The organism is Streptomyces sp. IBSBF 2435 (assembly GCF_036815005.1).
Classification (GTDB): domain Bacteria; phylum Actinomycetota; class Actinomycetes; order Streptomycetales; family Streptomycetaceae; genus Actinacidiphila.
The window spans coordinates 77,582-100,383 of record NZ_JAJSYW010000001.1 but is presented as its reverse complement, the minus strand read 5'-3'; the positions used below and the strand labels follow the sequence as shown (position 1 = coordinate 100,383).

Annotated in this window: 19 protein-coding genes and 2 pseudogenes; 12 read left to right on the top strand and 9 right to left on the bottom strand. The window is 70.6% G+C overall.

All coding sequences use genetic code 11. The annotated features are described in order from the left end of the window. Positions 1–5: 5 nt before the first annotated feature. Genes V7E46_RS00430 through V7E46_RS00410 form a run of 5 tightly spaced genes read right to left on the bottom strand, consistent with a single transcriptional unit; the run spans position 6 to position 5,508 of the window. The gene (locus tag V7E46_RS00430; RefSeq protein WP_333766514.1) at positions 6–1,271 is read right to left on the bottom strand and encodes an MFS transporter; all 1,266 of its coding nucleotides are present in this window, start codon (positions 1,269–1,271) and stop codon (positions 6–8) included. Beyond that, positions 1,268–2,596 (bottom strand): ATP-grasp domain-containing protein, encoded by a 1,329-nt coding sequence (locus V7E46_RS00425; RefSeq protein ID WP_333766513.1) that lies wholly within the window; start codon positions 2,594–2,596, stop codon positions 1,268–1,270. The genes V7E46_RS00430 and V7E46_RS00425 overlap by 4 nt, the downstream gene beginning before the upstream one ends. Next, positions 2,593–3,894, bottom strand: coding sequence for an ATP-grasp domain-containing protein (locus tag V7E46_RS00420; RefSeq protein WP_333766512.1), 1,302 nt, complete (start codon positions 3,892–3,894; stop codon positions 2,593–2,595). Before V7E46_RS00420 ends, V7E46_RS00425 begins: the two co-directional genes overlap by 4 nt. Next, positions 3,884–4,528, bottom strand: coding sequence for a serine O-acetyltransferase (locus V7E46_RS00415; RefSeq protein WP_333766511.1), 645 nt, complete (start codon positions 4,526–4,528; stop codon positions 3,884–3,886). The genes V7E46_RS00420 and V7E46_RS00415 overlap by 11 nt, the downstream gene beginning before the upstream one ends. Beyond that, the gene (locus V7E46_RS00410) at positions 4,525–5,508 is read right to left on the bottom strand and encodes a PLP-dependent cysteine synthase family protein (RefSeq protein ID WP_333766510.1); all 984 of its coding nucleotides are present in this window, start codon (positions 5,506–5,508) and stop codon (positions 4,525–4,527) included. The genes V7E46_RS00415 and V7E46_RS00410 overlap by 4 nt, the downstream gene beginning before the upstream one ends. A 229-nt stretch (positions 5,509–5,737) precedes the next feature. On the opposite strand from V7E46_RS00410, the gene V7E46_RS00405 reads away from it, so the two are divergent. From V7E46_RS00405 to V7E46_RS00390, 4 genes are all read left to right on the top strand, one after another. Beyond that, a complete protein-coding gene (locus tag V7E46_RS00405) occupies positions 5,738–9,631 on the top strand; it encodes an amino acid adenylation domain-containing protein (protein ID WP_333766508.1) in 3,894 nt (1,297 codons plus the stop codon). Then, positions 9,619–9,843 (top strand): tautomerase family protein, encoded by a 225-nt coding sequence (locus tag V7E46_RS00400; RefSeq protein WP_329176900.1) that lies wholly within the window; start codon positions 9,619–9,621, stop codon positions 9,841–9,843. Before V7E46_RS00405 ends, V7E46_RS00400 begins: the two co-directional genes overlap by 13 nt. Positions 9,844–9,899: 56 nt before the next feature. Beyond that, a complete protein-coding gene (locus V7E46_RS00395; protein ID WP_333766507.1) occupies positions 9,900–10,133 on the top strand; it encodes a hypothetical protein in 234 nt (77 codons plus the stop codon). A 120-nt stretch (positions 10,134–10,253) separates the two neighbouring features. Continuing rightward, positions 10,254–11,069, top strand: a complete 816-nt coding sequence (locus tag V7E46_RS00390; protein ID WP_333766506.1) for a DUF899 domain-containing protein — start codon at positions 10,254–10,256, stop codon at positions 11,067–11,069. 377 nt (positions 11,070–11,446) lie between these two features. Here the strand turns inward: V7E46_RS00390 and V7E46_RS33750 are convergent. Continuing rightward, a pseudogene (locus tag V7E46_RS33750) lies at positions 11,447–11,737 on the bottom strand (8-oxoguanine DNA glycosylase OGG fold protein); the annotation flags it as partial. On the opposite strand from V7E46_RS33750, the pseudogene V7E46_RS00385 reads away from it, so the two are divergent. Next, positions 11,705–11,830 (top strand): annotated as a pseudogene (locus V7E46_RS00385) (S1 RNA-binding domain-containing protein); the annotation flags it as partial. The pseudogenes V7E46_RS33750 and V7E46_RS00385 sit on opposite strands and share 33 nt — an antisense overlap. A 5-nt stretch (positions 11,831–11,835) precedes the next feature. Then, positions 11,836–12,192, top strand: a complete 357-nt coding sequence (locus tag V7E46_RS00380) for a S1 RNA-binding domain-containing protein (protein WP_333766505.1) — start codon at positions 11,836–11,838, stop codon at positions 12,190–12,192. A gap of 1,068 nt (positions 12,193–13,260) precedes the next feature. Here V7E46_RS00380 and V7E46_RS00375 read toward each other — a convergent pair. Beyond that, positions 13,261–13,938, bottom strand: a complete 678-nt coding sequence (locus V7E46_RS00375) for a helix-turn-helix domain-containing protein (protein ID WP_333766504.1) — start codon at positions 13,936–13,938, stop codon at positions 13,261–13,263. Between the two features lie 311 nt (positions 13,939–14,249). Here V7E46_RS00375 and V7E46_RS00370 point away from each other — a divergent pair, with 311 nt between their 5' ends. The 3 genes from V7E46_RS00370 to V7E46_RS00360 all read left to right on the top strand — a co-directional run bounded on the left by V7E46_RS00370 (position 14,250) and on the right by V7E46_RS00360 (position 18,228). Continuing rightward, a complete protein-coding gene (locus V7E46_RS00370; protein ID WP_333766503.1) occupies positions 14,250–14,933 on the top strand; it encodes a hypothetical protein in 684 nt (227 codons plus the stop codon). 40 nt (positions 14,934–14,973) lie between these two features. Then, on the top strand, positions 14,974–16,392 hold the full coding sequence (locus tag V7E46_RS00365; RefSeq protein ID WP_333766502.1) for a transcriptional regulator: 1,419 nt from the start codon (positions 14,974–14,976) through the stop codon (positions 16,390–16,392). A 129-nt stretch (positions 16,393–16,521) separates the two neighbouring features. Further along, positions 16,522–18,228 (top strand): DEAD/DEAH box helicase, encoded by a 1,707-nt coding sequence (locus tag V7E46_RS00360; RefSeq protein ID WP_443053929.1) that lies wholly within the window; start codon positions 16,522–16,524, stop codon positions 18,226–18,228. A gap of 21 nt (positions 18,229–18,249) precedes the next feature. Here V7E46_RS00360 and V7E46_RS00355 read toward each other — a convergent pair whose 3' ends face one another. After that, positions 18,250–18,438, bottom strand: a complete 189-nt coding sequence (locus V7E46_RS00355; RefSeq protein ID WP_333766500.1) for an AbrB/MazE/SpoVT family DNA-binding domain-containing protein — start codon at positions 18,436–18,438, stop codon at positions 18,250–18,252. 67 nt (positions 18,439–18,505) lie between these two features. Between V7E46_RS00355 and V7E46_RS00350 the strand changes: the two genes are divergently transcribed. Next, the gene (locus tag V7E46_RS00350) at positions 18,506–19,459 is read left to right on the top strand and encodes a NaeI family type II restriction endonuclease (RefSeq protein ID WP_333766499.1); all 954 of its coding nucleotides are present in this window, start codon (positions 18,506–18,508) and stop codon (positions 19,457–19,459) included. Next, a complete protein-coding gene (locus tag V7E46_RS00345; protein ID WP_333766498.1) occupies positions 19,456–19,947 on the top strand; it encodes a very short patch repair endonuclease in 492 nt (163 codons plus the stop codon). Before V7E46_RS00350 ends, V7E46_RS00345 begins: the two co-directional genes overlap by 4 nt. Before the next feature lie 45 nt (positions 19,948–19,992). Here V7E46_RS00345 and V7E46_RS00340 read toward each other — a convergent pair whose 3' ends face one another. Then, a complete protein-coding gene (locus tag V7E46_RS00340; RefSeq protein WP_333766497.1) occupies positions 19,993–21,267 on the bottom strand; it encodes a DNA cytosine methyltransferase in 1,275 nt (424 codons plus the stop codon). 270 nt (positions 21,268–21,537) lie between these two features. On the opposite strand from V7E46_RS00340, the gene V7E46_RS00335 reads away from it, so the two are divergent. Next, a complete protein-coding gene (locus tag V7E46_RS00335; RefSeq protein WP_333766496.1) occupies positions 21,538–22,443 on the top strand; it encodes an 8-oxoguanine DNA glycosylase OGG fold protein in 906 nt (301 codons plus the stop codon). Positions 22,444–22,802: the final 359 nt, after the last annotated feature.

Sequence of the window (22,802 nt, the reverse complement as noted above, 5' to 3'; positions counted from 1 at the left end):
GGCGGTCACGCCACCTTTCTGGTCGATCCGGTCGTGGACAGGGCCGGTGCCGCCCCGGGCAGCACCGGATGCACCGCGGCGGCGGGCAGGGTGCGCTCAAGGCGCAGCACACCCAGCGCGGAGGCCGCCGTGGCCGCGGCCAGCAGCAGCCACATCCCGGTGGCCGACACCGACAGCAGGCCGGTGAGCACCGTCGGCGCGAGCGCGATGGGCACCGCCCACGACAGCTGGTAGACCGCGAGATGACGGCCGCGGGTCTCCTCCGGCGCGGCCTGGGCCACCAGCGCGGAGGCCGTGGCGCCGTGCAGCAGCTCGCCCACGGTGAAGGCGGCGGTCGCGGTGAAGACCCCCACGGCCAGCGCGGCCCCGGTCGACAGGCGGCCGAGCACCGCGAAGGTGCCGAAGGACAGCGCGAAGATGCTCGCGCCGAGCGCCACCGCACGCGTCCTGCGGTAGCGGACGACGACCCGGCTGACCGGGATCTGGAACAGCGCGATGCCGACCGTGTTGACCGCGTAGAGGAAGCCCACCAGCGAGACGGGCGCGTCCAGGTTGCGGGTGAGGTACACCGGGAGGGCCACCGACAGCACCATGTAGCCGAAGGCCGTCGGGATGTTCAGCAGCGTCAGGCCGAGGAAGGGGCGGTTGCGCGCCACCATCCGGTAGCCGCCCTTGCGGGAGACCCGGCCGCCGGCCGGCTGCGCCGGGGCACTGGGTCGGATCGTGCTGAGCAGCCCGGCCGACAGCAGATAGCCGGCGGCGGCCCCGAGCACGACGACGTAGTAGCCGGAGTCGCCGATGGCGAGGGCCGCGCCGGCGATCAGGCCGCCCACGCCCAGCCCCGCATTGCGCAGGCTGCGCTGCAGGGCGAGCAGCTTGTCCCGCTCGGTGCCCCGCACGATCTCCGCCACGAAGGACTGGATGGCCGGCGGGTAGGAGGTGTCGCCGAGGGCGACCGGCAGCACCACCGCGAACATGACCACGCCGTTGTGGACCAGCGGATACGTGCAGAAGGCCGCGGCGCGCAGCACGTATCCCCCCACCAGTACGGCGCGGGCGCTGAAGCGGTCGATGAGGATGCCGGCGACCGGGTTGCTGACCAGGCCGATCACCGAGGCGGTCGTCACGATGACACCGACCCGGGTGAGCGACAGACCGGTCACGTGGTGGAAGTAGAGCAGCGACAGGGGGACGTACATGCCGCTGCCGGTCGCGTCGACGACCATGCCCAGCATGTACGTCGAGCGCACGGACGACAGCCGCCGCCTCATCGCGCCTCCGCCAGGGCGCTGGTCCCGGTGGGCGCCACGATCGTCGTCCCGGCGATGACCCGGGCGCCCAGGGCGCGCAGCCGGCGTTCGCACTCGGTACGGGTCGGGGCCGAACCCACCGCCGCGGTGAGGAAGTCGGCGGAGCCCGCGGCCGGGGCGATCACCTGGCCCTCCTCGGCGAAGAGCCAGAAGCCCTTGACCCAGTCCTCGTCGGGCACGGCGGGCAGCGAGCGCACCAGTCCCGGCCGCTTCATCGTGAGCACCTGCCCCGACATGCAGCGCGGCCGCAGGCGGCCCGCGTCGTCCGCGGCGCCCTCGACCGCGGGCAGCGGGAGGCCGGCCTCCGCGCGGGTCACCTGCACGGCGAGCTGGATTCCGAAGAGGGTCTCGAAGACCTCCCTGATCTTCGCGCCGCCCGACCGGCCGGCGATCTCGCACAGCACCAGGCGGTCGTCGGGGGTGTGGAAGACCTCCGCGTGGAAGGCGTGGGTGCGCAGCCGGGAGCCCTCGGGCTTGAGCGCGACCAGGGTCTCCTCGGCCAGTGCGAGCAGCCGCGGGGTGAGCGGATCGTCCACGTCCAGGGTCAGGTCCACCCGCGGACCGGGGTCGGCCCCGAAGGAGGCCAGGTCGTACTGGTACTGGGACGGCCAGGCGGCCACCGTGCGGCCGTCCACCACCAGCCCGTCGACGTGGCACATCCGCCCGGGCACGTAGGACTCGATGAGCAGGTCGTCCCGCGCGCCGTCCTGGTAGGCCTCGGCGAGCCGCAGCTCCAGCTCGTCGCGTTCGGCGATGATCCGCAGGCCGATGGAGTTGTAGCCGGCCCGGTCCTTGAGCACCACGGGTAAGCTGTGCAGGCCTGCGAAGTCGCGGGCCTGGGCGGCGGTGGCGGGGACGGCGTGCGGGGCGACCTCGATACCGGCCCGCCGGGCCAGCCGCTTCATCAGGGCCTTGTCGCGGAAGGGCGTGATGTCGGCGCTCCACGCCCCGTCCAGGCCGAGGCGCTCGCGCAGCCGGGCGGCCAGGACGACGTCCGCCTCGTGGTGGGCGATGACGTGCGTGACTCCGTACTCCTCGGCGAGGGCGAGCGCGCGGGCCGGCACCGCCTCGTCGTCGAGGGTGTCGAAGAGTTCGAGGCGGGTGACGTCGTGGTCGCGCTCGCCCGGGACCTCCTCGCCGGCCAGCTCGATCTTGTCGCGGGCGGCGAGGACGACGATGTCCCCGGCGTACGGCGTACCGCCGTCCAGGCCGGGGGCGTCGCCGTCCAGCCACCGGCGGTAGGGGAAGGCGGCGAAGGCGTTGCGGTGCAGGATCAGGACGCTCATGCCGGCATCACCGTCCGGTCGCTGACCGGCGCCGCCTCGGCCAGGCCCGGCCGGCCGTCGGGGTCCTTCACCCTGACCTGCACCACACCGCCGATGACCTCGGCGCCGCGCCGGATCGCCGCGGTGGTGTCCTCGCCGGTCACCGCGACCAGGCCGAGGCGGTCCCAGTTGTCCCGCAGCGGGCGCACCGTCTCCCCGGGCTTGGCGCTGATACGTACCGCGAGCACGTCGGCGAGCGCCTGCGCCTCGGCCACACCGTCCACCGACTCCACGGTGTCGCCCGGCCGGCCGACCACCGACCGTACGGCGGCCCCGCCGTGCGCCTCCGGCCGGTCGGGCAGCTTCTCGGCCAGGCCGAAGGGCGCGCCGAGGGCGAGCTTGATGGTGTCGATGCCGTAGACGCTGTGCACCAGGTCGGTGATGGCGTCGCCGGCGATCCGGTTCTGGCTCTCGACGACGCGGGGGCCGCGGGCGCCGACGCGCACCTCGGTGTGGCAGACGCCGTCCCCGACGCCGAGCCGGTCGAGGAAGCCGGTGACGGCCGCGCGTACCCGCTCCTCGACCGCCGCGCCGAGCCGGGCGGGAACCGCGTGCCCCAGTTCGGCGAAGTGCGCGGGGTCGGTGAATTTCTCGGTGACGGCGATGACCACATGGCGCCCGGCGGAACTGAAGGACTCCACGCTGTATTCGGGGCCGTCGAGATACTCCTCCATCAGGAAGTCCTGGAGCAGCATCAGCGTCGAGACCCGGTCGGTCCTGGTGCCCGACAGCCGCCGCACCTCGGCCCAGACCCGGTCGGCGTCGGCGGGACCGTCGAGGCGCTGCACCCCGATGCTGGCGGTGGCGTCGGTCGGCTTGACGATGAAGGGGTAGCCGACGCGCTCGCCGAAGGCGTCCAGGTCCGCGCGCCCGCGCAGCGGCCGGGCGCGGACCGCGTCGGGGTCGAGCCCGGCCAGGTGCTCGCGCATGGCCGCCTTGTCGCGGAAGCGCCGGGTGACCTCGTAGCCGGTGCCGCCCAGGGCGAACAGGTCGTTGATACGGGCCGCGTTCTCCAGGCCCGGCTCGGTGATCGAGGTGGCGGCGGCGAAACCGGGGGTGTCCCGGAGCCGCTCGGCTATCGGCTCCACCAGGTCCCAGCGGGTGTAGTCGACCACCTCCAGCAGGTCGGCGAGGCGTTCCTGCTCGGCGCTGACCTTGGTGGGGTGCTGGAGCAGCAGGACGTACAGGCCCAACTGCTTGGCCTTGGCCACTGTTTCGTCGGTGGCGCCGACGAGCAGCAGCGAACGCTCAGGATTCATGGGTGCGTTCCGATCCGTTCCGGTGTGGAGGCTGCGGTTCCGTGCGCGGGCTGTCCTGAGGTGCCAGGGCCGGCGCATGGCCGGCGACCGCCTCCGGGGCGCGTACATGCACCCCCTTGGCCACATCGCTGAGCACCAGGGACATCGCACCGATCAGTGCATCGTCGCTGACGGTGATCGGCCCGAGCAAGGTCGCCCCCGCGCCGACGGTGACGCCGTTGCCGAGCCGGGGATGGCGGCGGGCGCCCCGCCGGGCGTGCTCCTGCTCGTGCCACCAGCCGAAGGAGCCCAGCGTGACCTGGTGGAAGAGCGATACGTCGTCGCCGATCACGGCGGTCTCGCCGACCACCACCCCGCTGCCGTGGTCGACGAAGAACCGCCGGCCGATCCGCGCGCCCGGGTGGATGTCGATGCCTCCGGTGAGGACCTTGGTGGCGGTGCACACCAGGCGGGCGATGAGGTAACGGCGGTGCCGGTAGAGGAAGTTGCCGGTGCGGTAGCCCAGCAGGGTCAGCACGGTCGGGTGCAGCAGCGCCTCGGCGCGCGACCGGACCGACGGGTCGCGGGCCACGATGACATCGAGGGTCTCCCCGATCCGCCGGCGCAGCGAGGGCGAGGCCCGCACCCTGCTCATCCGGCCGGCCGCAGCGCCGCGCCGACCGCGGCCGGGCTCTCCCCGGCGTCGGGCCACCAGCTGAGGTAGCGCTCCCCGGTGTCGGGGAAGACGGTGGCGACGGTGGCCCCGGCCAGGTCGTGCCGGCGCGCCAATTCCACGCAGCCGTGGGCGGCGGCGCCCGAGGAGACGCCGACCAGCAGCCCGGTGGCGGCTGCGATGGCGCGGGTGGTGGCCGCGGCGTCCTCGTCCGCGACGACGATCACCTCGTCGATGGCCGCGACATCCGTGACCGGGCTGGTGAATCCGCCGTTCAGACCGGGGATGCGGTGCGGTCCCGGCGCGCCGCCCGACAGCAGTGGCGAGCCCGCGGGCTCGACCGCCACGACGTTCAGCCGGGGATTGCGCTCCCTGAGGTAGTGCGCGATACCGGTCAGGGTGCCGCCGGTGCCGACGCCGCACACCAGGTGGTCGACCCGGCCGCCGGTGTCCCGCCAGATCTCCGGGCCGGTCGTCTCGTAGTGGGCGCGGACGTTGTCCGCGTTCAGGTGCTGGCCCGCGTACCAGGACCCGTCGGTCTCGGCGTGCAGCTTCTCCGCCCGCTCCACACAGGCGGCGAAGCCGAGGGTGTGGTCGGTGAACTCGACCTCGGCGCCCAGCATCCGCAAGGTCAGCAGGCGCTCCCGCGAGGCGTTGTCGGGCAGCACGATCCGGCAGGCGTAGCCGCGGGCGGCGGCCAGCGCGGCAAGCGCGATACCGGTGTTGCCCGAGGTGGACTCGATGACCGTCCCGCCGGGCAGCAGCGCCCCCGATTCCTCGGCGGCGCGCAGCATGAACAGGGCGGCCCGGTCCTTGATGCTGGACAGCGGGTTGGCCGCCTCCAGCTTGGCCAGCACGCGCGCGCCGGCGGGCAGCCCGGGCAGCCGCAGCCGCAGCATCGGCGTATTGCCCACGAGTTCGTCGAGCGAGCCGACGACACGGCCGGTGGTTGGTTCGGTCACGGGGCCCTCCGGATCACTTCGGCTCGACACGCGTCCCGGGTTTCCGTGCGCTGCGGTGGGCACGTGCTCGCCCAAAACCTGCCGCTCCGCGTGCGCGATGGCCACGCCGCCCATGGTTCGGGTTGCCGCACTGCACTGATTGCGGGGGTCCCCCGCGGCGCGCGGCCCGGCGCGAATCCGTACGTTCGAGCGCGAGGTCGAGGCCCCATCCGAATACGGGGGTACGTTGATGAAGAGCCTGGACGCCGCTGGAACATGCCTGCCGGAACTGCTGGATTCGCAGGCGCTCGCCCGCCCCGGCGACATCGCCGTGGTCCACGAGGGCGAGTCGCTCACCTTCCGCGAACTGGCCGACCAGGCCGCGGACGTGGCACGTTACCTGTACCGCCTCGGCGTCGGCGCGGACGCGGGCGTGGGGATCTTCGTCGAACCCTCGCTGGATCTGATGATCGGTGCCTGGGGCGTTCTGCGCTCCGGCGGCGCCTATCTTCCGCTCTCGCCCGACTATCCGGAAGAGCGCATTCACCATATTGTGCGCGATGCCCGATTAGCCGTCGTCCTCACCCAGGAATCGCTGCGCCACCGGGTCGCGGAGTTCCTCGGCGCGGAAACCGTCGTCATCACCCTCGACGACGTCGTGGACTTCACCAAGGGCCGGTCCGACGAGGAATCCGCCGATCTGCCCGGCGGCCCGCGCCCGGCGGATCTGGCGTACGTCATCTACACCTCGGGCAGCACCGGCAGGCCCAAGGGCGTGACGATCGAGCACCGCTCCATCGCGCACCAGATGCGCTGGCTCGCAAACTCCTTCGGGCTCGGCGCGGGCACGACCGTGCTCCAGAAGACCCCGGTCAGCTTCGACGCAGCCCAGTGGGAGATCCTGGCGCCCGCGTACGGCAGCCGGGTGGTGGTCGGGTCGGGCGGCATCCACCGGGATCCCACCCGCCTGATCGAGGCCGTCGTCCGCCACGGCGTCACGACCCTCCAGTGCGTGCCGACCCTGCTGCAGGCCCTGGTCGACACCGACGCGCTCGACCGCTGCACCTCGCTCACCCACCTCTTCAGCGGCGGCGAGGCGCTGTCCCGTTCGCTCGCCGGGCAGTTGACCTCGGCGCTGCCGGGGGCCGCCCTGGTCAACCTCTACGGCCCGACCGAGTGCACCATCAACACCTCGGCCCACACCGTCGATCCCGCCACCCTCGGCGAAGGCCCCGGCGCCCTGCCGATCGGCACGCCCGTGACCGGCCTGCGCTATCACATCCTGGACGCCGAGGGCCGTCCCGTGCCGCCGGGCGCGACCGGTGAACTGCACATCAGCGGGATCCAGTTGGCCCGCGGCTATCTGCACCAGCCGCTGCTCACCGCCGAGCGCTTCCCACCGAACACCGCTGCGGGCGCGTCCGAGCCCGGCCACGAACGGCTCTACCGCACCGGCGACCTGGCCCACTTCAATCCCGACGGCACCGCCCAGTTCGCCGGCCGGGCCGACAACCAGGTCAAGCTGCGCGGCTTCCGTATCGAGCTGGACGAGATACGGCTGGCCATCGAGGCCCACGACTGGGTCAGGAACGCCGCCGTGCTGCTGCGCACCGACCCGCGCACCGGCGCCCAGCACCTGGTGGCGTGCATCGAACTGAGCCCGCGCGAGGCCGCGTTGATGGACCAGGGCGAGCACGCGGACCACCATGTGTCGAAGTCGTCCAAGCTCCAGGTCAAGGCCCAGCTGTCGAACCCGGGCGTGCGGGACGCGGCCGACCTGTCGGGCCGGCCCGCCGTACGCCTGCCCGGCGCCGCCGCCGGCCCCGAGCAGCGCCGCCGGGCCTTCGCGCGCAAGACGTACCGCTTCTACGAGGGCGACCAGCTCGCGGCGGCGGACGTCCTCGCGGCGCTCGGGCGCACGGCACAAGGCGCCGGATCACGCCGCCCCGAGGAACTGACGCTGCCCGAACTCGGCGGCCTGCTGCGGAACTTCGGCCAGCACCTCAGCGGGGAGCGCCTGCTGCCGAAGTACGCCTACGCCTCGCCCGGCTCGCTCTACGCGACGCAGCTGTACCTGGAGCTGGCCGGGATCGCGGGCCTGGCGGCGGGCTGCTACTACTACCACCCGGTCGACCACGAACTGGTGCTGGTCCACGGCGCCGAGGCGTCCGCACAGCCCCGGGCGCGGGTGCACTTCATCGGCCGCAGATCGGCGATCGAGCCGGTGTACAAGAAGAACATCCAGGAGGTCCTGGAGATCGAGGCCGGCCACATGGCCGGCCTGTTCGACGAGGTGCTGCCCGCCCACGGCCTCGCGCTGGCCGAGGCGGCGTACGACAGCGGCCTGCCGCGCCGGCTGGGCTGCGCCGAGGGCGACTACTACCTGGGCTCCTTCGCGCTGGCGCCCTGGACGGCGGCGCGCTCGCGGGAGTCCCCCGACATCTACGTGCAGTTCCACCCCGGCAGCGGGGCAGGACTGCCCAGCGGCCAGTACCGCTACCGGGACGGCGGCCTGCACAGGATCAGCGACCAGCTGGTCCTCAAGCGGCATGTGATCGCCATCAACCAGGCGGTCTACGAGCGGTCCGGCTTCGGCATCACCCTCGTCGGCCCCGCGGCCGGGCAGCGCGGGGAGCGGATGAGCTATCTGGAGCTGGGCCGCGAGCTGCAGCGCCTGATGATGAACAACGCCAACCTGGGCTTCATGTCCGCGGGTTACAGCTCCCGCGCGGGCCACGACCTGCCCGCCGCGAGGCGCATGGCGGCGATCCTGCGGGAGGCGGGCCAGCGCACCGGGCCCTCGTACTTCTTCGTCGGCGGCAAGGTCAGCGAGGAGCAGATCAGCCACGAGGGCATGTATGAGGACCAGGTGCACATGAGGGGTCCGGCGGAGCTGATCAGGGAGGACCTGGCCTCCTCCCTGCCCGAATTCATGCTCCCCGGCCAGATCCTCGTCCTGCCCCGGCTGCCGCACACCCCTAACGGCAAGCTCGACACCAAGGCCCTCCAGGGGTACGTGGCCGAGGCGGCGGCCCGCACGCGTCCGGTGGTGGAGCCGCGCAACCGGGTCGAGGCGCGGTTGTGCGCCCTGTGGGGCACGGCGATGCGGCGGGACTCCGTCTCCGTGCACGACGACTTCTTCCAGCTCGGCGGGAATTCGCTGATCGCGGTCGCGCTGGTCAAGCGGATCAACGAGGCGTTCGGCTGCGGCCTGCCGCCCCAAGTGCTGTTCGAGGCGCCCACGGTGGCGAAGCTGGCCGAGGCGGTGAGCGCCCGGGCCGCCGCCACCGCCTCCCGGCTGGCGCCGCTACGGGCCGGGGGCGACGGGCCGCCGGTCTTCTGCTGGCCGGGGCTCGGCGGCTTCACGATGAATCTGCGGCTGCTCGCGGCCCGCGCGCCCGGGGAACGCCCTTTCTACGGTGTCCAGTCGTACGGGATCAACGAGGGCGAGACGCCGTTCCCGACCATCGAGGAGATGGCCGCCGCCGATGTCGCGGCGCTGCGGCAGGTCCAGCCGGCGGGTCCGTACACGCTGTGGGGCTACTCCTTCGGCGCGCGGGTCGCCTTCGAGACGGCGTGGCAGCTGGAGCAGTCGGGGGAGCGGGTGGAGCAGCTGTTCATGCTGGCACCGGGCTCGCCGCGGGTGGCGGGCGCCCCCGGGCAGGCGGCGGCGGTGGCCGACTTCGCCGATCCCGTCTTCACCACCCTGCTCTTCTCCGTCTTCGGCAGCACGGTGAGCGGCCCGGTCCTGAAGGAGTGCCTGCGCGAGACCACCGACGCGGAGAGCTTCGCGCGCTTCATCGACCGCCGGTTCCCGCAGCTTGACCCCGGGCTGATCCGCCGGGTGGTGACCGTCGTCCGCCGCACCTACGGATTCACCTACGATCACATCGATCCGGCCGCCCGCCGGGTCTCGGCGCCCGTCACGGTCTTCCGGGCCCAGGGCGACGAACCCTCCTTCATCGAACGCGTCCAGGGCCGCACGGCCGCCCCGCCCGCCGTCGTCCACCTGGAGGCCGGCCACTACGGGATGCTGCGCGACCCGGGCGTTGACGAGCTGGTCAAAGCGCTCCTGCGGGCCGCACCACGACCGGAGGCGGACCCGGCCGAACAACAGACAAGGAAGCTCCCATGCCCCACGTGACCATCCAGCACTTCCCGAAGCCCCTCACCGCCGAGCAGCAGGCCCGCCTGGTGGAGCAGCTGACGGCCGCCGTCCAGGAGGCGTTCGGGGTCGGCGAGAGCGCGGTCTCGATCGCCCTGACGCCGGTCGCCCCCGAGGACTGGGACGCCCAGGTCTACCAGCCCGAGATCGCCGCGCACCGCGAGCAGTTGGCGAAGCAGCCGGGCTACTGATCCCGGGTCCGTGGGGCCGGTCGGGGGAGCACGGGGGACACGGTCATGCACGAGCGGTGGGAGAGCGGCCGCCGGCCGGCGTCCGCGAGCAGGTCGACGGGTACGTGCTCCTGGACGCCTTCATACGGGCGGTCCGCACGGTCTTCGACGCCGACCGCGGCTCCGGCCCTGGCCTGAACGAAGCCCAGCACGTCGTCAAAGACCGCTGCCGCCACCACGGCGACACCGTCGCCCGCACCCCGACAGCCCCGTCGGCCCCGGCTGTGCTTCCTCCTGGGGCGCGGGGCTGAGCGGGCCGGCCCGACGTGGCCGAGGGCGCCCTCCGCAGCGATGAGTTTTGGCCGGGACGTGAGTCTGTCCTGCTGAGCGTCGTACGACGCTGCCCGGCACGAGACACCACGGAGGGCACCATGACGACCACGCCCGGCAACGCGAGCAGCGACCTCCCCGGCACGCCGCCGGTTGTCGACCTGGCCACCTGGCAGGCAGCGCGCGAGGAGCTGCTGGTCCGCGAGAAGGCGCACACCCGTGAGGGCGACGCGATCGCCGCGGCCCGGCGGCGGCTGCCGATGGTCGAGCTCGACGGGACGGCCGAGGTCGTCGGACCCGACGGGCCGGTCCCGTTCCTCGACCTGTTCCAGGGGCGCGACGAGCTCGTGGTCTACCAGCACATGTGGTACGACGGCGCGCCGCACCAGGGGCAGTGCGAGGGCTGCACCACCACCGCCTGGCACGCGAAGGACGCCGTCTACCTCAACGCCCGGGGCGTCTCCTTTGCCGTCCTGACCTCGGGCCGGTGGGACGAGGTGGCCGCCTACGTCGAGTTCATGGGCTACACCCAGCCCTGGTATTCGGTGCGGGGCGTGGCCGCGCCGATCGGCGGACAGATGGGCCACCTCGCCGCCTTCCTGCGCGACGGCGACCGCGTGTTCCTCACCTACTCCACGACCGGCCGCGGCAATGAGCCCGTCAACGGTTCCCTCGCCCTGCTCGACATGACGCCGTACGGCCGCGGGGAGGCGTGGGAGGACAACCCCGAGGGCCGGCCCGTGATCGGCGATGTCCGCAAGGAGCACCCGTCCAAGGGCCACCAGGCCTGCTGGTACTGGCGCTCGGACGCCGACGGCGCCGCGACCTGGGGCCCGACCAGCCGCCCCGTACCGCAGTGGACCCGCCCCGGCGCGACCCCCGTGCACACCCTCGGCCGCCACGGCCCCCACCACTGACGCGCCCTCACCACCCCGCCGTCCCCCAAGGCGCCGCGCGCCACCGGGCGACCGGCCGTCGCAGGCACAGGGCCTGGGACCTGCCCGCAGCGACCGCCGAGCGCTCCCCCCAGGCCAAGGGCTCGGCACCGCGGAGCGCGCCCGCGGCCTGATGCGTACGCCATGCGTACCGGACGCCGGCGGCAGCCGAACTTGCCGTGTCGGAGCAAGCCACCGCCTGACGTGTGCTGCCCATTCGCCGGTCTCAGCGGCCTTCCCCCTCTTGAGCAGGGTGGGAAGGCCGTCCCGGCGGCCGGCCACACTTCCTTGCCGCGGGCGAACAGGGCCGCCTCGACCTGGTCCGGCAGAACCGAGCGGAGTTCGGCGTGCGCGCGCACTGCCGCCAGATACTGCTCGTACTGAGGTGTGGTCCAACCGCTGCTCCGCCGTGAGGCGTCCACGCCCTGACCGCCCGCCCGCAGAGCGCGGGTGACCACGCTGTCCAGGACGACCGGTTGTGGGTCGGCTCCCGCGTCGCGGCCGGCGAAGTGGAGCACCTTGGTGAGGAAGGCCGGTCCCAGGTAGCGAATCCGCTGGTCATTGGTTAAGGCCCAATAAGCCTCACGAGGGCGGTCGCGGCGATCGAGCCGTTCGGCGTGTTCGTCGCGCCGGACGAAGGCCCCGCGCAGCCGGTCTCCCCCGGCGTCGGCTTCATCACGTACCCCGAACTGTCCTGGCGCCGCTTCGACTCGGCCTCGGACGTCGTTCAGGTCGGCCAGCGCGTGTCGTGCGAGTTCCTCCAGTTCGACACGTGGAACGGAGAGGCAAGGCTCTCTCTGCGTGCGACGCAGCCGGACCCCTTCCCCACCTTCGCGGACAGCATCGTGGTGGGCCAGATGCTGGGGGGCAGGTCACCAAGCTGGTCACGTTCGGCTTCGTCGTCGCGGTCGCTGACGGGATCGAGGGATTGGTCCACGAAGCCCCGGAGGACGCGGTCCGGGTCGGCGATGAGACCGCGGTCGTCGTCACCGACATCGACAGCGCCGGGCACAGGCTGGCCCTCTCCAGCCGCCAGATCCCACCCGCGCGGGAGTCGCGGGCGTATGTCCACAGCCCGCACCACTGGAGCAAGCTCGCGGCCTGATGTGTGCCATATGCGTACCGGACGCCAGCGGCCCTCCCGCCCGGATCGGGGGAAGGGCCGCTGACCTGCACAAATCCTTGTGGAGCCTAGGAGATTCGAACTCCTGACATCTGCCTTGCAAATTCCCCCGGTGCGGGTTCGTGACCTGGGCGAATACGGCAGGCAGCGCGCTGAACTGGGAAAACTCCCCTCCCTTGTTTCCGCTGGTGGTGGGGGCCTTCGCGGGGCGTGTGTGCTGAATGCGTGCCGCCTGACCGAGGGTTGGGTGCCCAGGAAGACCGTCCGCCGGGCATCCTCCTGCTCGGCTGCCGTTCAACTGCACACTCGGACGGACCGCGAAGACGAGGCCGCCGGCCCGGACCGCAGATGCGGAATGGGCCGGCGGCCGGGTGCCACTACGTATGACTCCTCCTGCGCGGCTGGCCGACAACGCCAGAGTGCGGGGTTTCGACCAGCCGCACTAGAAGATGCGCATCGCCAGCCTCACGACGAAGACGGCCAGGTTGGCCGCCCACCGCCACAGGCGGTTTGCCGCGGCATCAGCGAGACCCCGGGCCACCCAGGACAACAGGACCTTCCAGACCCGGGGACTGCGGGGTTCCGACAGGGCACAGTGCCCACAGCGGGCCGACGGCTTGCCCGAGCCCCGGTTGGCGGGACGGTTAGCCCGCCGGGCGCGGCGGCCCTGGCCCGCACTCTTGCGCGACATGTGCGGGCGGGGACGATTACGCTTGCTCACGAGGGACTCCTCGGGGATGCAACAGTCTGATGGGGTTCTTCGGGGGCCCGGCCGGTCTTAGGCCTCAGAAACCAGACCGCCGGGCCCTTCCTCGGGCGTAGCTGAATAGAGCCGGCAGCCTTGAAGGGCGGCGGCTCCTGGATGGGAACCAGTATCTGACCTGCTTTCTCGCATTGACTCAAGGACGTATCGGCGAAAAAACCACATGGCGAATAAGCGCCGCAAAGGCTTCACAACTTCCAGGTCCGCCGAATAAACTTCGGCGGATTGCAGAAGATGTTACACGCCCATCAGCCCGCAGAATGACACCCGCCCGCCCATCGGGCGGGTCAAGATTGCACCTCCATCTGCGCATGGAATGCGAAGATCACCATGTCTACCATCTCATCGCCCCGATGGCTCGCCATCCCCCCGAGGAGGATACGCGCGGCAGCTTCGTCGCCGTGCTCCAACAGCATTTCAACAGCAGACTGGATCTGCGCCACCGGCGCAGAAATACCCATGAGGCGTAAAAGCTGGAATGCCTCATTCCGGTTGCCAGCCGCGAGGAGCGCAAGAGCTTCCCCCGTCGGCGAGCGCTTGCCGACCGCCGGGAGCGATGGCGCCTGCGCGTTGCGCCGGTCCCCCTCGCTCCCGGCAGGTGGACATCCGCTGTTGCGCCGGTCCCCCTCCGTCGACGCCGACCTGGCGGCGCGTCGATCCTTGCAGGCCGAGGGGCCGCAGCAGACTTCATGGCGCATGTCGATCAACTGGTCAAGCCGGTAAGGGACGGCGCGCCCCGTGGTCAGCGCCACCTTCACCGCCTCGGAGTGCAAGCGGGCGAGGGACCGCTCTTGCGGAGCGCGCCGCCCGCGGAGCCAGTGGGAGACCGCAGGCTCGGAGACGCCGACCCGCCGCGCCACCGATGCCATTGTGAGCGGCGCGAACAGGGAGTACAGCTCGTTCAGGGCAGCGGTGAATTTCCGCTCAGCCTCTCCGCCAATGTCGACTTTTACCGTACGCGGCACAGGACCTCCGGCTCCTTGCGCGAGGGAGAGCGCGACCGCCATACGGCGACGCGGATCGACAGTACATCCGCCAGCGGGCCCTCGGAAAGCTGTCACAAGGAGGAATTCCCTACCGCGCTGTAAAGAATCGTGGTCGCGCACACCGCCGCAGGGAAGGACACATACCCACACGAAGCACCGCAACTAGAACATATGAGCTGCCATGTCCCGCCGTGACCGTGGTATAAATAACCTGGCGGCAGTGGGCTCTCAACGCGACAGCCCTCCCAGCCGCCATCCCCTGAACTACTTCCGAAGATCCGGTGGTGCGAATGTCCGACCTCCCCTCGTGGGAAGACACTTCCCTGGGAACGATGAAGCGGGTCGCCCTCTGGCTGGTGACCGTCGTCGGTGAAGGCGAGGTCTTCACGAAGGAGGAGCTGCGCCAGGCATTCCCCGGTGTCTCACAGGTCGACAGGCGTATGCGCGATCTGCGGGACTTCGGGTGGTCTATCAGTACGAACAGAGAGGATGGGAGCCTCGATCCGGTCGAACAGCGGTTCGTGGAGCCGGGGATTCCCGTCTGGGAGCCGGGAAAGGCGACCCGGCCCCGCGGCACGATCGCCATCGGAGCCGGCAGGCGGCGCGAGATCATCTCCCGCGATGGCAACATGTGCCGCTCGTGCGGCATCACTCCGGGCTCCCGCTACGAGGGGACCTATGAGCAGGCGCAACTCGACATCGCCCGCCGGCGGGTTCGCCGTGCGGATGGCGCCGAAGAGCCCGAGCTGGTCACCGAGTGCCAGCGGTGCCGCCTCGGTGCCCGCGAACTCGTAGCAGATCTGACGAAGGTGCTGAGCGCCGTCAACGCGCTGCCTGCCGCAGAACGCCGTGCCCTCGTCGGCTGGGTCGAAGCAGATGAGCGGGTCTTCAGCGGGGCCGAGCGGATCTGGGGCGAGTACCGCTCCCTGCCTGAGGAGTCCCGCGCCGCAGTACGTGCGGCGCTCGGGCTCTGACCAGCACGGCGAACAAGATATCCAGCAGGGGGAGAGTGCAGTGACGCAAGACTACGGGCGCCCCGCCCGCGCCGAGGAGAACCGCGCGAAGGTGGCACGGCGGTTGAAGGAACTCGCTGACGGCGACGGGGCCCGCGAGACCCTGACGATCGAGTGGCGCGGCAAGCCCGGCCACTTCGACGTCATCGAAATGCAGGTGGGGGAGCTCTACTACAACCCCGCCACGCACCGCATCCGTGCCCAGCGCAGCCACGACGTGCACCGGGACGGGCTGCTGGATACCGCGCCGTGGAGCGACGAGAGCCAGGAGTACCTCGACCTCCTGCTCAAGGCGCTGCCGGCTGACCCCTCCCGGCCGGACCCCGAGTTCGTCCACCTGGCTGAAAGCCTCCGGGACTACGGGCAGAACGACCCCGGCCTGATCACCCGCGACGGCATCCTCGTCAACGGCAACACCCGGCGCGCGGCCCTGCTGCAGGAGTTCGGGCCGGCCCACGCCATGCGCGTCGCTGTGCTGCCCGAGTCGTGCGACTGGTCCGACATCGCCGCTGTCGAGCTCTCGCTCCAGCTGCGCAAGGACCACCGCAGGGACTACTCGTACATCAACCGGCTGCTCGCCATCGATGAGATGGCGGCGCAGGGAACGTCGCTGTCGGCTATTGCGACGGCCTTCCGCAGCACCGTAGAGGCGTGCCGGCGGGACCAGTGGGTCCTCAGCGTCATCCGGACAATGATCAAGAGGAGCGAGGCCAGCGGGAAGGCACTCCCGCTCATCGCGTTCGAGGACCACACGGAGAAGCTTCGGGAGCTCCACCGCAAGTACGCCAAGGAGGCCGCCAGCAATCCGGACAAGGCGGAGCTTATGCTGGAGTCCCGCCTCTCGGCTATCGCGCTGGGGTTCTCCAAGACCGACGTGCGGCTCATCGAGTCCGACTTCCAGGACCGCTACCTCGCGAAGGCGCTCCCGGAGGACCTGCAGCCCAAGGCGCCGGCTGCAGGCGAGGTGAAGATCCCCGGGCTGGCGCGGTCGGTGAAGGGACCGTCCGACAGGCTGGCCTCGGCCCGTGCGATGACCGATGCGCTCCTCCAGGCCCGTGCACTCAGCTCTGCGGATGTGTCGCTCAGCAGCCGCGACGGGGTGCGGGCGCAGAACACCCTCGCGACGTACAAGGACGCCTTCGAGGAGTCCCTCGAGTTCGCCGGCAAGGACGCCCGGGTACGCAAGCGCAAGCAGGCCGCTCCCGCCCGGCTGGCCGACGCGTGCCAGGACATCGACCAGTGCGTCACCGACCTGGTCATGTCCCGCAGCTCGCGCAGCCTCGACGAGGACGCCTTCGATGACGCCGTAGCCAAGCTCAGGAAGAGCCTGGGTAAGCTCGCCGTCGAGGTCAAGCGCACCATCCCCGAACCCGGGGACGAGACCTCCTGGCTGTTCGGACTGCTCAAAGAAGGACTGTGAGTGCCGGATACCACCGCTCCCAGCCTCGCCCTCGGGTTCGACATCAGTCGGACCCGGGCACTGCTGCGGACGGTTCCGGAACACAAGGGGGACCTCGCTCGGCTGCTGTCCCGGTTCCCCAGCGGCCGGATGACCGAACTGCTCACCGCCGCGATCCCGGTCGATGAGTTCGTCGCGGGCCTCGAAGCACTCGCCGGATGGCCCGACCCGGAGGGTGTCGTCTTCGACGGCCCCTTCCAGGCTCTGGTCGAGGAGATGCTCGACACCGCCGAGACCGCGGAGCGGTTCCTCAACGGCGGGACCGACGGGGAAGCCGTCGCGCCGGAAGACCTCGACGGCCTGCTGGGCGACGGATGGCGCGGCGGTCTGACCTCCTTCCAGCAGCGGGACGCGGCCCGGCTGCTGTCGCTGCGGCACGGGGCGAACTTCAGCGTGCCGGGGGCCGGCAAGACCCGGGTAGCGCTGGCCGTGTTCGCCGCGCTCCGCGAGCGCGGCGAGGTCGACCGGCTGCTCGTCGTCAGCCCCAAGTCCGCCTATGAGGCGTGGCAGTTCGAGAGCCGTGTCTGCTTCGAACGGCCGCTGGACGTCCAGGTGGTCGGCAGCCGGATGCCCGAGTCCGCCGACGTCCTCCTGGTGAACTACGAGCGGCTCGGCCGTTCCCAGTTCGGACTGGCGGACTGGCTCGCCTCTGTGCCCACGATGCTGGTCCTGGACGAGGCCCACCGCATGAAGCTCGGCGGCGCCGGCGTGTACGGGGCCGTCTGCCTGGCCCTCGGCCCGCTGAGCACCCGCCGGCTCATCCTCACGGGTACCCCGGCACCGAACGGTGCGAAGGACCTGGAGAACCTGCTGTCGTTCGTCTGGCCCGGCCATGGCCGCCGGGTGGTGACCCAGGCAGTCGACGGCGGCGACCTCGCCGAGGCCAGCCGCGTCCTGAGTCCGCTCTACACCCGCACCACCAAGCAGGAGCTCGGCCTCCCGCCCGTCGACCTGCGGCTGCGGATGCTGCCCATGCCCCCGCTGCACCGCGAGATCTACGACGCGATGGTCGGCCGCTTCACCGCGCGCGCCGAGTCCAGCCGCTCGGACTTCCAAGCCTTGGGCAAGGCAGTGCTCCGCCTGCTGATGGCCGCAACCAGTCCGGCCCTCCTCGTTGCGGGCGCCACCAAGTACGAGCCCCTCTCGCTCCGGGTACCGCCGCTCACCGTCCCCGATGGCGACCCTCTCATGGCGCTCCTCCGGAAGCTGCCGAGCTACGAGGTGCCGCCCAAGTACCAGGAGGCGCTGGCGATCGTGGCAGCCAACGCCGCGGAAGGGCGCAAGACGCTGGTATGGGCAAGCTTCGTGCGGAGCATCACGACGCTGGAGCGCCTCTTCGCGGACTACCGCCCAGCCGTCGTGCACGGGGGGACCCCTGACAGGGACGAACAGTTGCGTCGTTTCCGGGAGGACGCGGACTGTGCGGTCCTCGTCTCCAATCCGGCCACTCTCGGCGAGGGCATCAGCCTGCACCAGGTCTGCCACGACGCGGTGTTCATCGACCGCGACTTCCAGGCCGGGCGCTTCCTCCAGAGCCTCGACCGCATCCACCGGCTCGGACTCGCCCCAGACGCCGTGACCCGCATCACCATCCTGGCGTCAGAGGGGACTGCGGACGAGGTTGTCGCCATGCGCCTCGGCGAGAAGCTCGACTTCATGGGCAGGATCCTGGACGACCCCTCCGTGCAGATGCTCAGCGACCTCGAAGAGGAGCCGGCCTTCGCCGCAGGCATGGACGCAGCGGACCTCCAGGCCCTGCTCCGCCACGCCCGGGGACCGGAAGCCGAGAGCAGCTGACGCCGCCGCGCAATCCGCGGATCAGAGCGTCCCGTCGTGCAACAGGTGCTCGACTGCGTCCGCCTCACGCTGGAGCACGATGCGGCCGTCGCCGTCGCTGAAGGCGAGCAGCCTGGACCCCGTATCGAGACCCGCTTCGGCCAAGAGGCCAAGCGGCAAGGCGACTCGTCCGTCTTCATCGACAGCGGTTTCAGCGGGTTCGCGGATCATGGCACCGAGTGTTCCACGCCCGCCGCGGTGCCTGTCCGCGAAGCGGGGACGGATAGGGTCACGTGCTGTGGATGAAGGCATTGAGGGGGTACAGGCCCCGCTGTGGGGGCCGCAGCCTGAGCAGGATGCGGAGCTGGAAGCCGTGGCGGCGGCGATCCTGCGGCAGGATCTGGACGGAGCGCGCTTCGCCGGTGCGATCCGCAGGAGCATCGACATGCTCCTCGACGGACAGCACACCGGCCGCTTCCGCTGGGAGCAGCTCTACAAGACCGAGAAGGCCCATATGGGAACCCTCGTCGAGATCAATCTCCAGCGCGAATTCGGCTTCGGCGACGGAGTGGACATGGATTACCGCATCGCCGGGGTCGACGTGGACTGCAAGTTCTCCCAGACCCCGGGCGGCTGGATGATCCCCCCGGAAGCCGTCGGGCACCTGCTGCTCGTTGTCTGGGCCAGCGACATCAAAGCGCGGTGGTCCGCCGGTCTGGTGCGAGCGGCTCCCGGCTGCCTCAACACGGGCGGAAACCGCGATGCTAAGACCACCCTGAACAGAGCAGGGCGGGAAGCCATCCGCTGGCTCTTCCGTGAGGCCCCGCTCAAGGAGAACATGCTGCTTGGGCTCTCGCCGGATGATGCGGACTCGGTCTTCGCCCAGAAGTCGGGACAGGGCCGGGTCGACGAGCTCTTCTTGCGTGCCCAGGGGAAGCGCGTCAGCCGGACCGTGGTCGCCACCGTGGCCATGCAGGAGGACTACATGAAGCGGGTCCGCTACAACGGCGGCTCCCGCTCGCGCCTTCAGTCCCGCGGCATCGTCATCCTCGGCCACTACACGAGCCATGGCGACATCGCGCGTCTGCTGGGTCTGCCCGTCCCGCAGGCCGGGGACTCGGTGAGTGTGCGGCTCGTCCGCCGGCAGGCACACAACAGCGACGCACCCTACATTGAATTGAACGGAGAGCAGTGGGTACGAGCACTGCCGTCGGACCCCGAAGAGACCGTTCCGAAACTGCCCGAGATATGAGCGCGAAAGCAGACGACGCCGACGCAGGCGCCGCATGGACTGCGCCGAAGGGCTCGTGGGCCTCATCGGCCGCCAACCGGCGCAGCATGCTGGGCAACCGCGCTCGCGACACCGCCCCGGAGCTGGCCCTGCGCTCCCTGGTCCACGCGGCCGGCCTGCGCTACCGCGTCGCGGCCAAGCCGCTGCCCGGCATGCGCAGGACCGCCGACATGGTGTTCCGCCCCGTCCGGATAGCGGTCTTCGTTGACGGTTGCTTCTGGCACGGGTGTGAGCAGCACTTTGTGCCGCCGAAGACCAACCCCGACTACTGGCGGGAAAAGATCGGCGGCAATATGCGCCGCGACCGCGAGACCGACGCGCGCTTGGAAGACGCCGGCTGGCTGGTCATGCGCTTCTGGGAACACGAGGCGGCGGGCGAGTGCGCGGCGGCCGTGGTCGCGGCTGTCAGCGAGCGCAAGGCGACGCGGGAGCGCCGGAGCGGACGGTGACCTGGCCGGGGCCGGCATTGTGCCTGCGCCCCGGCCCAGCGCGGCTCAGCTGATCTTGGCCTTGTTCACGGCGAACAGCTCGTGCCGCTCGTGGCTTTCCTGCCCGACGAAGGCCTTGAACTCGCCGAGGGTGTAGGCGTAGGTGCCGCCAGAGCGCTTCGCCCGCTCGATCACGAAGTCCCTCTCGAGGTGGGCAAGATGGCGCTCCACCTCGGGCTCGCTCAGCTCCACCCCGCCCTTTTGGAGCTTCGTGATGATCTGGCTCATGCCGACCGGGCGTTCGGCACCGCGCAGCAGCTTGTAGACGGGGTCGTGGATCACCTCAGTGGTTTCCACAAGGTCGACCCGCTTGCCCTGCTTTTCCAGAGCCTGGTAAATGGACCGGCCGACCGCTTCGGCCACAGGCGGGGGGAAGGCGTTGCCGATCTGCCGGTACCGGGTGGTCTTGCCGCCGGTGAACTCCCACTCCCCCTCCTCCCACCCTTGGATGCGGGCGACCATCTCGCACGTCAGCTTCGGTCCCGGCTTGCCTTCGGGCACGACCCATCCGGCCTTCGGCGGCGCATCGGCCACGCCCATAGCGTCCACGCCCAGCTTCTTCCATGCGGCCTTGGCCCTGGTAGGCCCGAGGTCGGCGCCGCCGTGCTTCTTCGAGCCGCCGACGATCGTCGGAGCAATGGCGAGAGCGCCCTCTGCCCATGCGTCGGCGCCTTCCCAGCCGCCAGAGCCCATCATGCCCGCCAGGGTTCCGCCCACTGTCGGCTTATCCCCCTCAAGCGGCTCCGGCCAGGTGAAGTATTCGGCGTACTCGCGCTTCAGCGCGACCAGCACGAACCTGGGCCGCAGCTGCGGGACGCCGAAGTCGGAGGCCTGGAGCAGCCTCCATGAGGCCACGTAGCCGCACCTCTGAAGCTCGTCCAATACGTGCTGGCGGTACGCCGCGAAGCGGTTGGCGCTGAGGCCGCGCACGTTCTCCAGAAGGAGGGCCTTGGGCTCCACGGTCTTGACCTGACTGACCGCCCAGGCGAAGAGGTCCCGCTCGTCAGTGGCCCCGAGCTGCTTGCCGGCGATGGTGAAGGGCGGGCAGGGGACGCCGCCGGCCAGGAGGTCGGTCTTGCCCTTGTGGTCCTCGGGACGCCAGACCTTCGGGTCGGCGACGTCGCCTGCCGCGACCTTCCAGTCTTTCCGATTGTGTTGCAGCGTCTTAACAGCGTTGGAGTCCAGCTCCACTGCCAGCTCGTGCTCGAAACCTGCACGCTCCAGGCCTAGGGCCTGCCCTCCTGCCCCAGCACAGATCTCAACTACACGAAGCTCCGCCATTTGCCCTCCATCACGTGCACACCGCTGGGCTGGCGGGCCCGAGACCCGCCGTGCTCCCTCTGCCGCGTCCGAATTGGTTCGAACGTACTAGCGATCCGTTCTCTTCGGACGAACATCCCAGCTTGTCTCCGGCCAAGTCCAGCGGGTCGGCGAAGTACAGCTGACCGCGAACGAACTCCGGGACGCCAGTGTAATTGGAGGTCGGGCCTCAACCAGGGATGCGGCCTCCTCGAGGAGCGAAAGGAGGGTTCGCCAGGCCGCCGACCTGCGATGAAGCCGCCTGTAGGCGCCTCGGAGCGCCTACGGTCCCTGCGATGCGGCGCCTTTCTGGAGCGTCAACTGCCAGGATGCTCTGCAAGAACATCCCGGGGAGACCAGATGGACCGCCAACAGCTCGCCGACGTCCTTGATGTCGAAATGGCAGCCCGTCTGCTGCCGGACTCCGCCGTTGCGGCCCTCGGCCTGTGGCTGAGAGGAGCCGGCGCCCAGTACGCAAAGGGCCCTGGGAGCCACGCAGTCCCCTACACCCCCTCTCGCTGGGCCGCGGTCGCTCCCTGGCCCGGAAGCCTGGCTGATCGGAGCGGCACAGGAAGTGCCCTCTTGAGCCGGGGCCAGGCGGTCTCGGCGGTGCGTGGTGCCTTGGCGCGGGAAGAGTGGGTCGAGGCACTGGTGGCCTCATACGTCTGGGGGCAGGGCAGGACTGGCTACGGGCCTCATCGGTTGGCTGAGATCGTCAAGGAGTCTGGTGTCGCCGACCGCCTGGCCGAAGCGGCCGAGGTACTCAGAAGCAATGGCGCGGTGGCCTCGTACAGCGTCCTGCGAGGGGCGGTAAAGGGCCTCGGTCCGGCGTTCTTCACCAAGCTTCTCTACTTCCTGGGCCCGGCGGTCGGATCCGTACCGCCCACCGCCCCACTGATTCTGGACATGCGGGTGGCACGAGTGCTTCGCGCCCACGCCGCTGGCATCGGCGAGCAGATGGGCGAGCAGTCCGCCGCCAAGGTGGCGGCCTGGATCTGGAGCGACGGCGGGTGGACCCCGCATCGCTATGGCGTCTACCTGCGATGGATGACTGCCGCGAGTGGCCAACTCGCCTCGGCAGGAATCGGCTGGCCCCCGGCTTGTCCGGATCTCCTCGAACTCGCCTTCTTCGAGGGCCGGTGGAATCCCACCGCGTAAGCGCTGTCCCCGGCTATCGCCGCTTGGACCATGCGGCCTTAGCGTGACACCAGGGCAGCCGGCCGAGTGCCCAGCGGACGGATAGCGGAGTCGACGCACGCACAGGCAGTGGGATCAGAGCCGGTCCACGTCGGTTCAAGTCTTCTGCCAGTAGCGAGCTATGCCGCCATACCCTTCCGGGTTGCGACTTCTCGGGCGCGCTGTTCCAGGGTGCGGACTGCTGGGGACTTGCGGTGGGTGCGGATGCGGGTGCGCATGGTGTCGAAGTGTTCGTCTCCGCGTGAGGACGAGACCTGTTCGTAGTCGTCCAGGAACAGGGTCCAGGTGGGGGAGTGTCTAATAAACGGCCGATCTGTTGA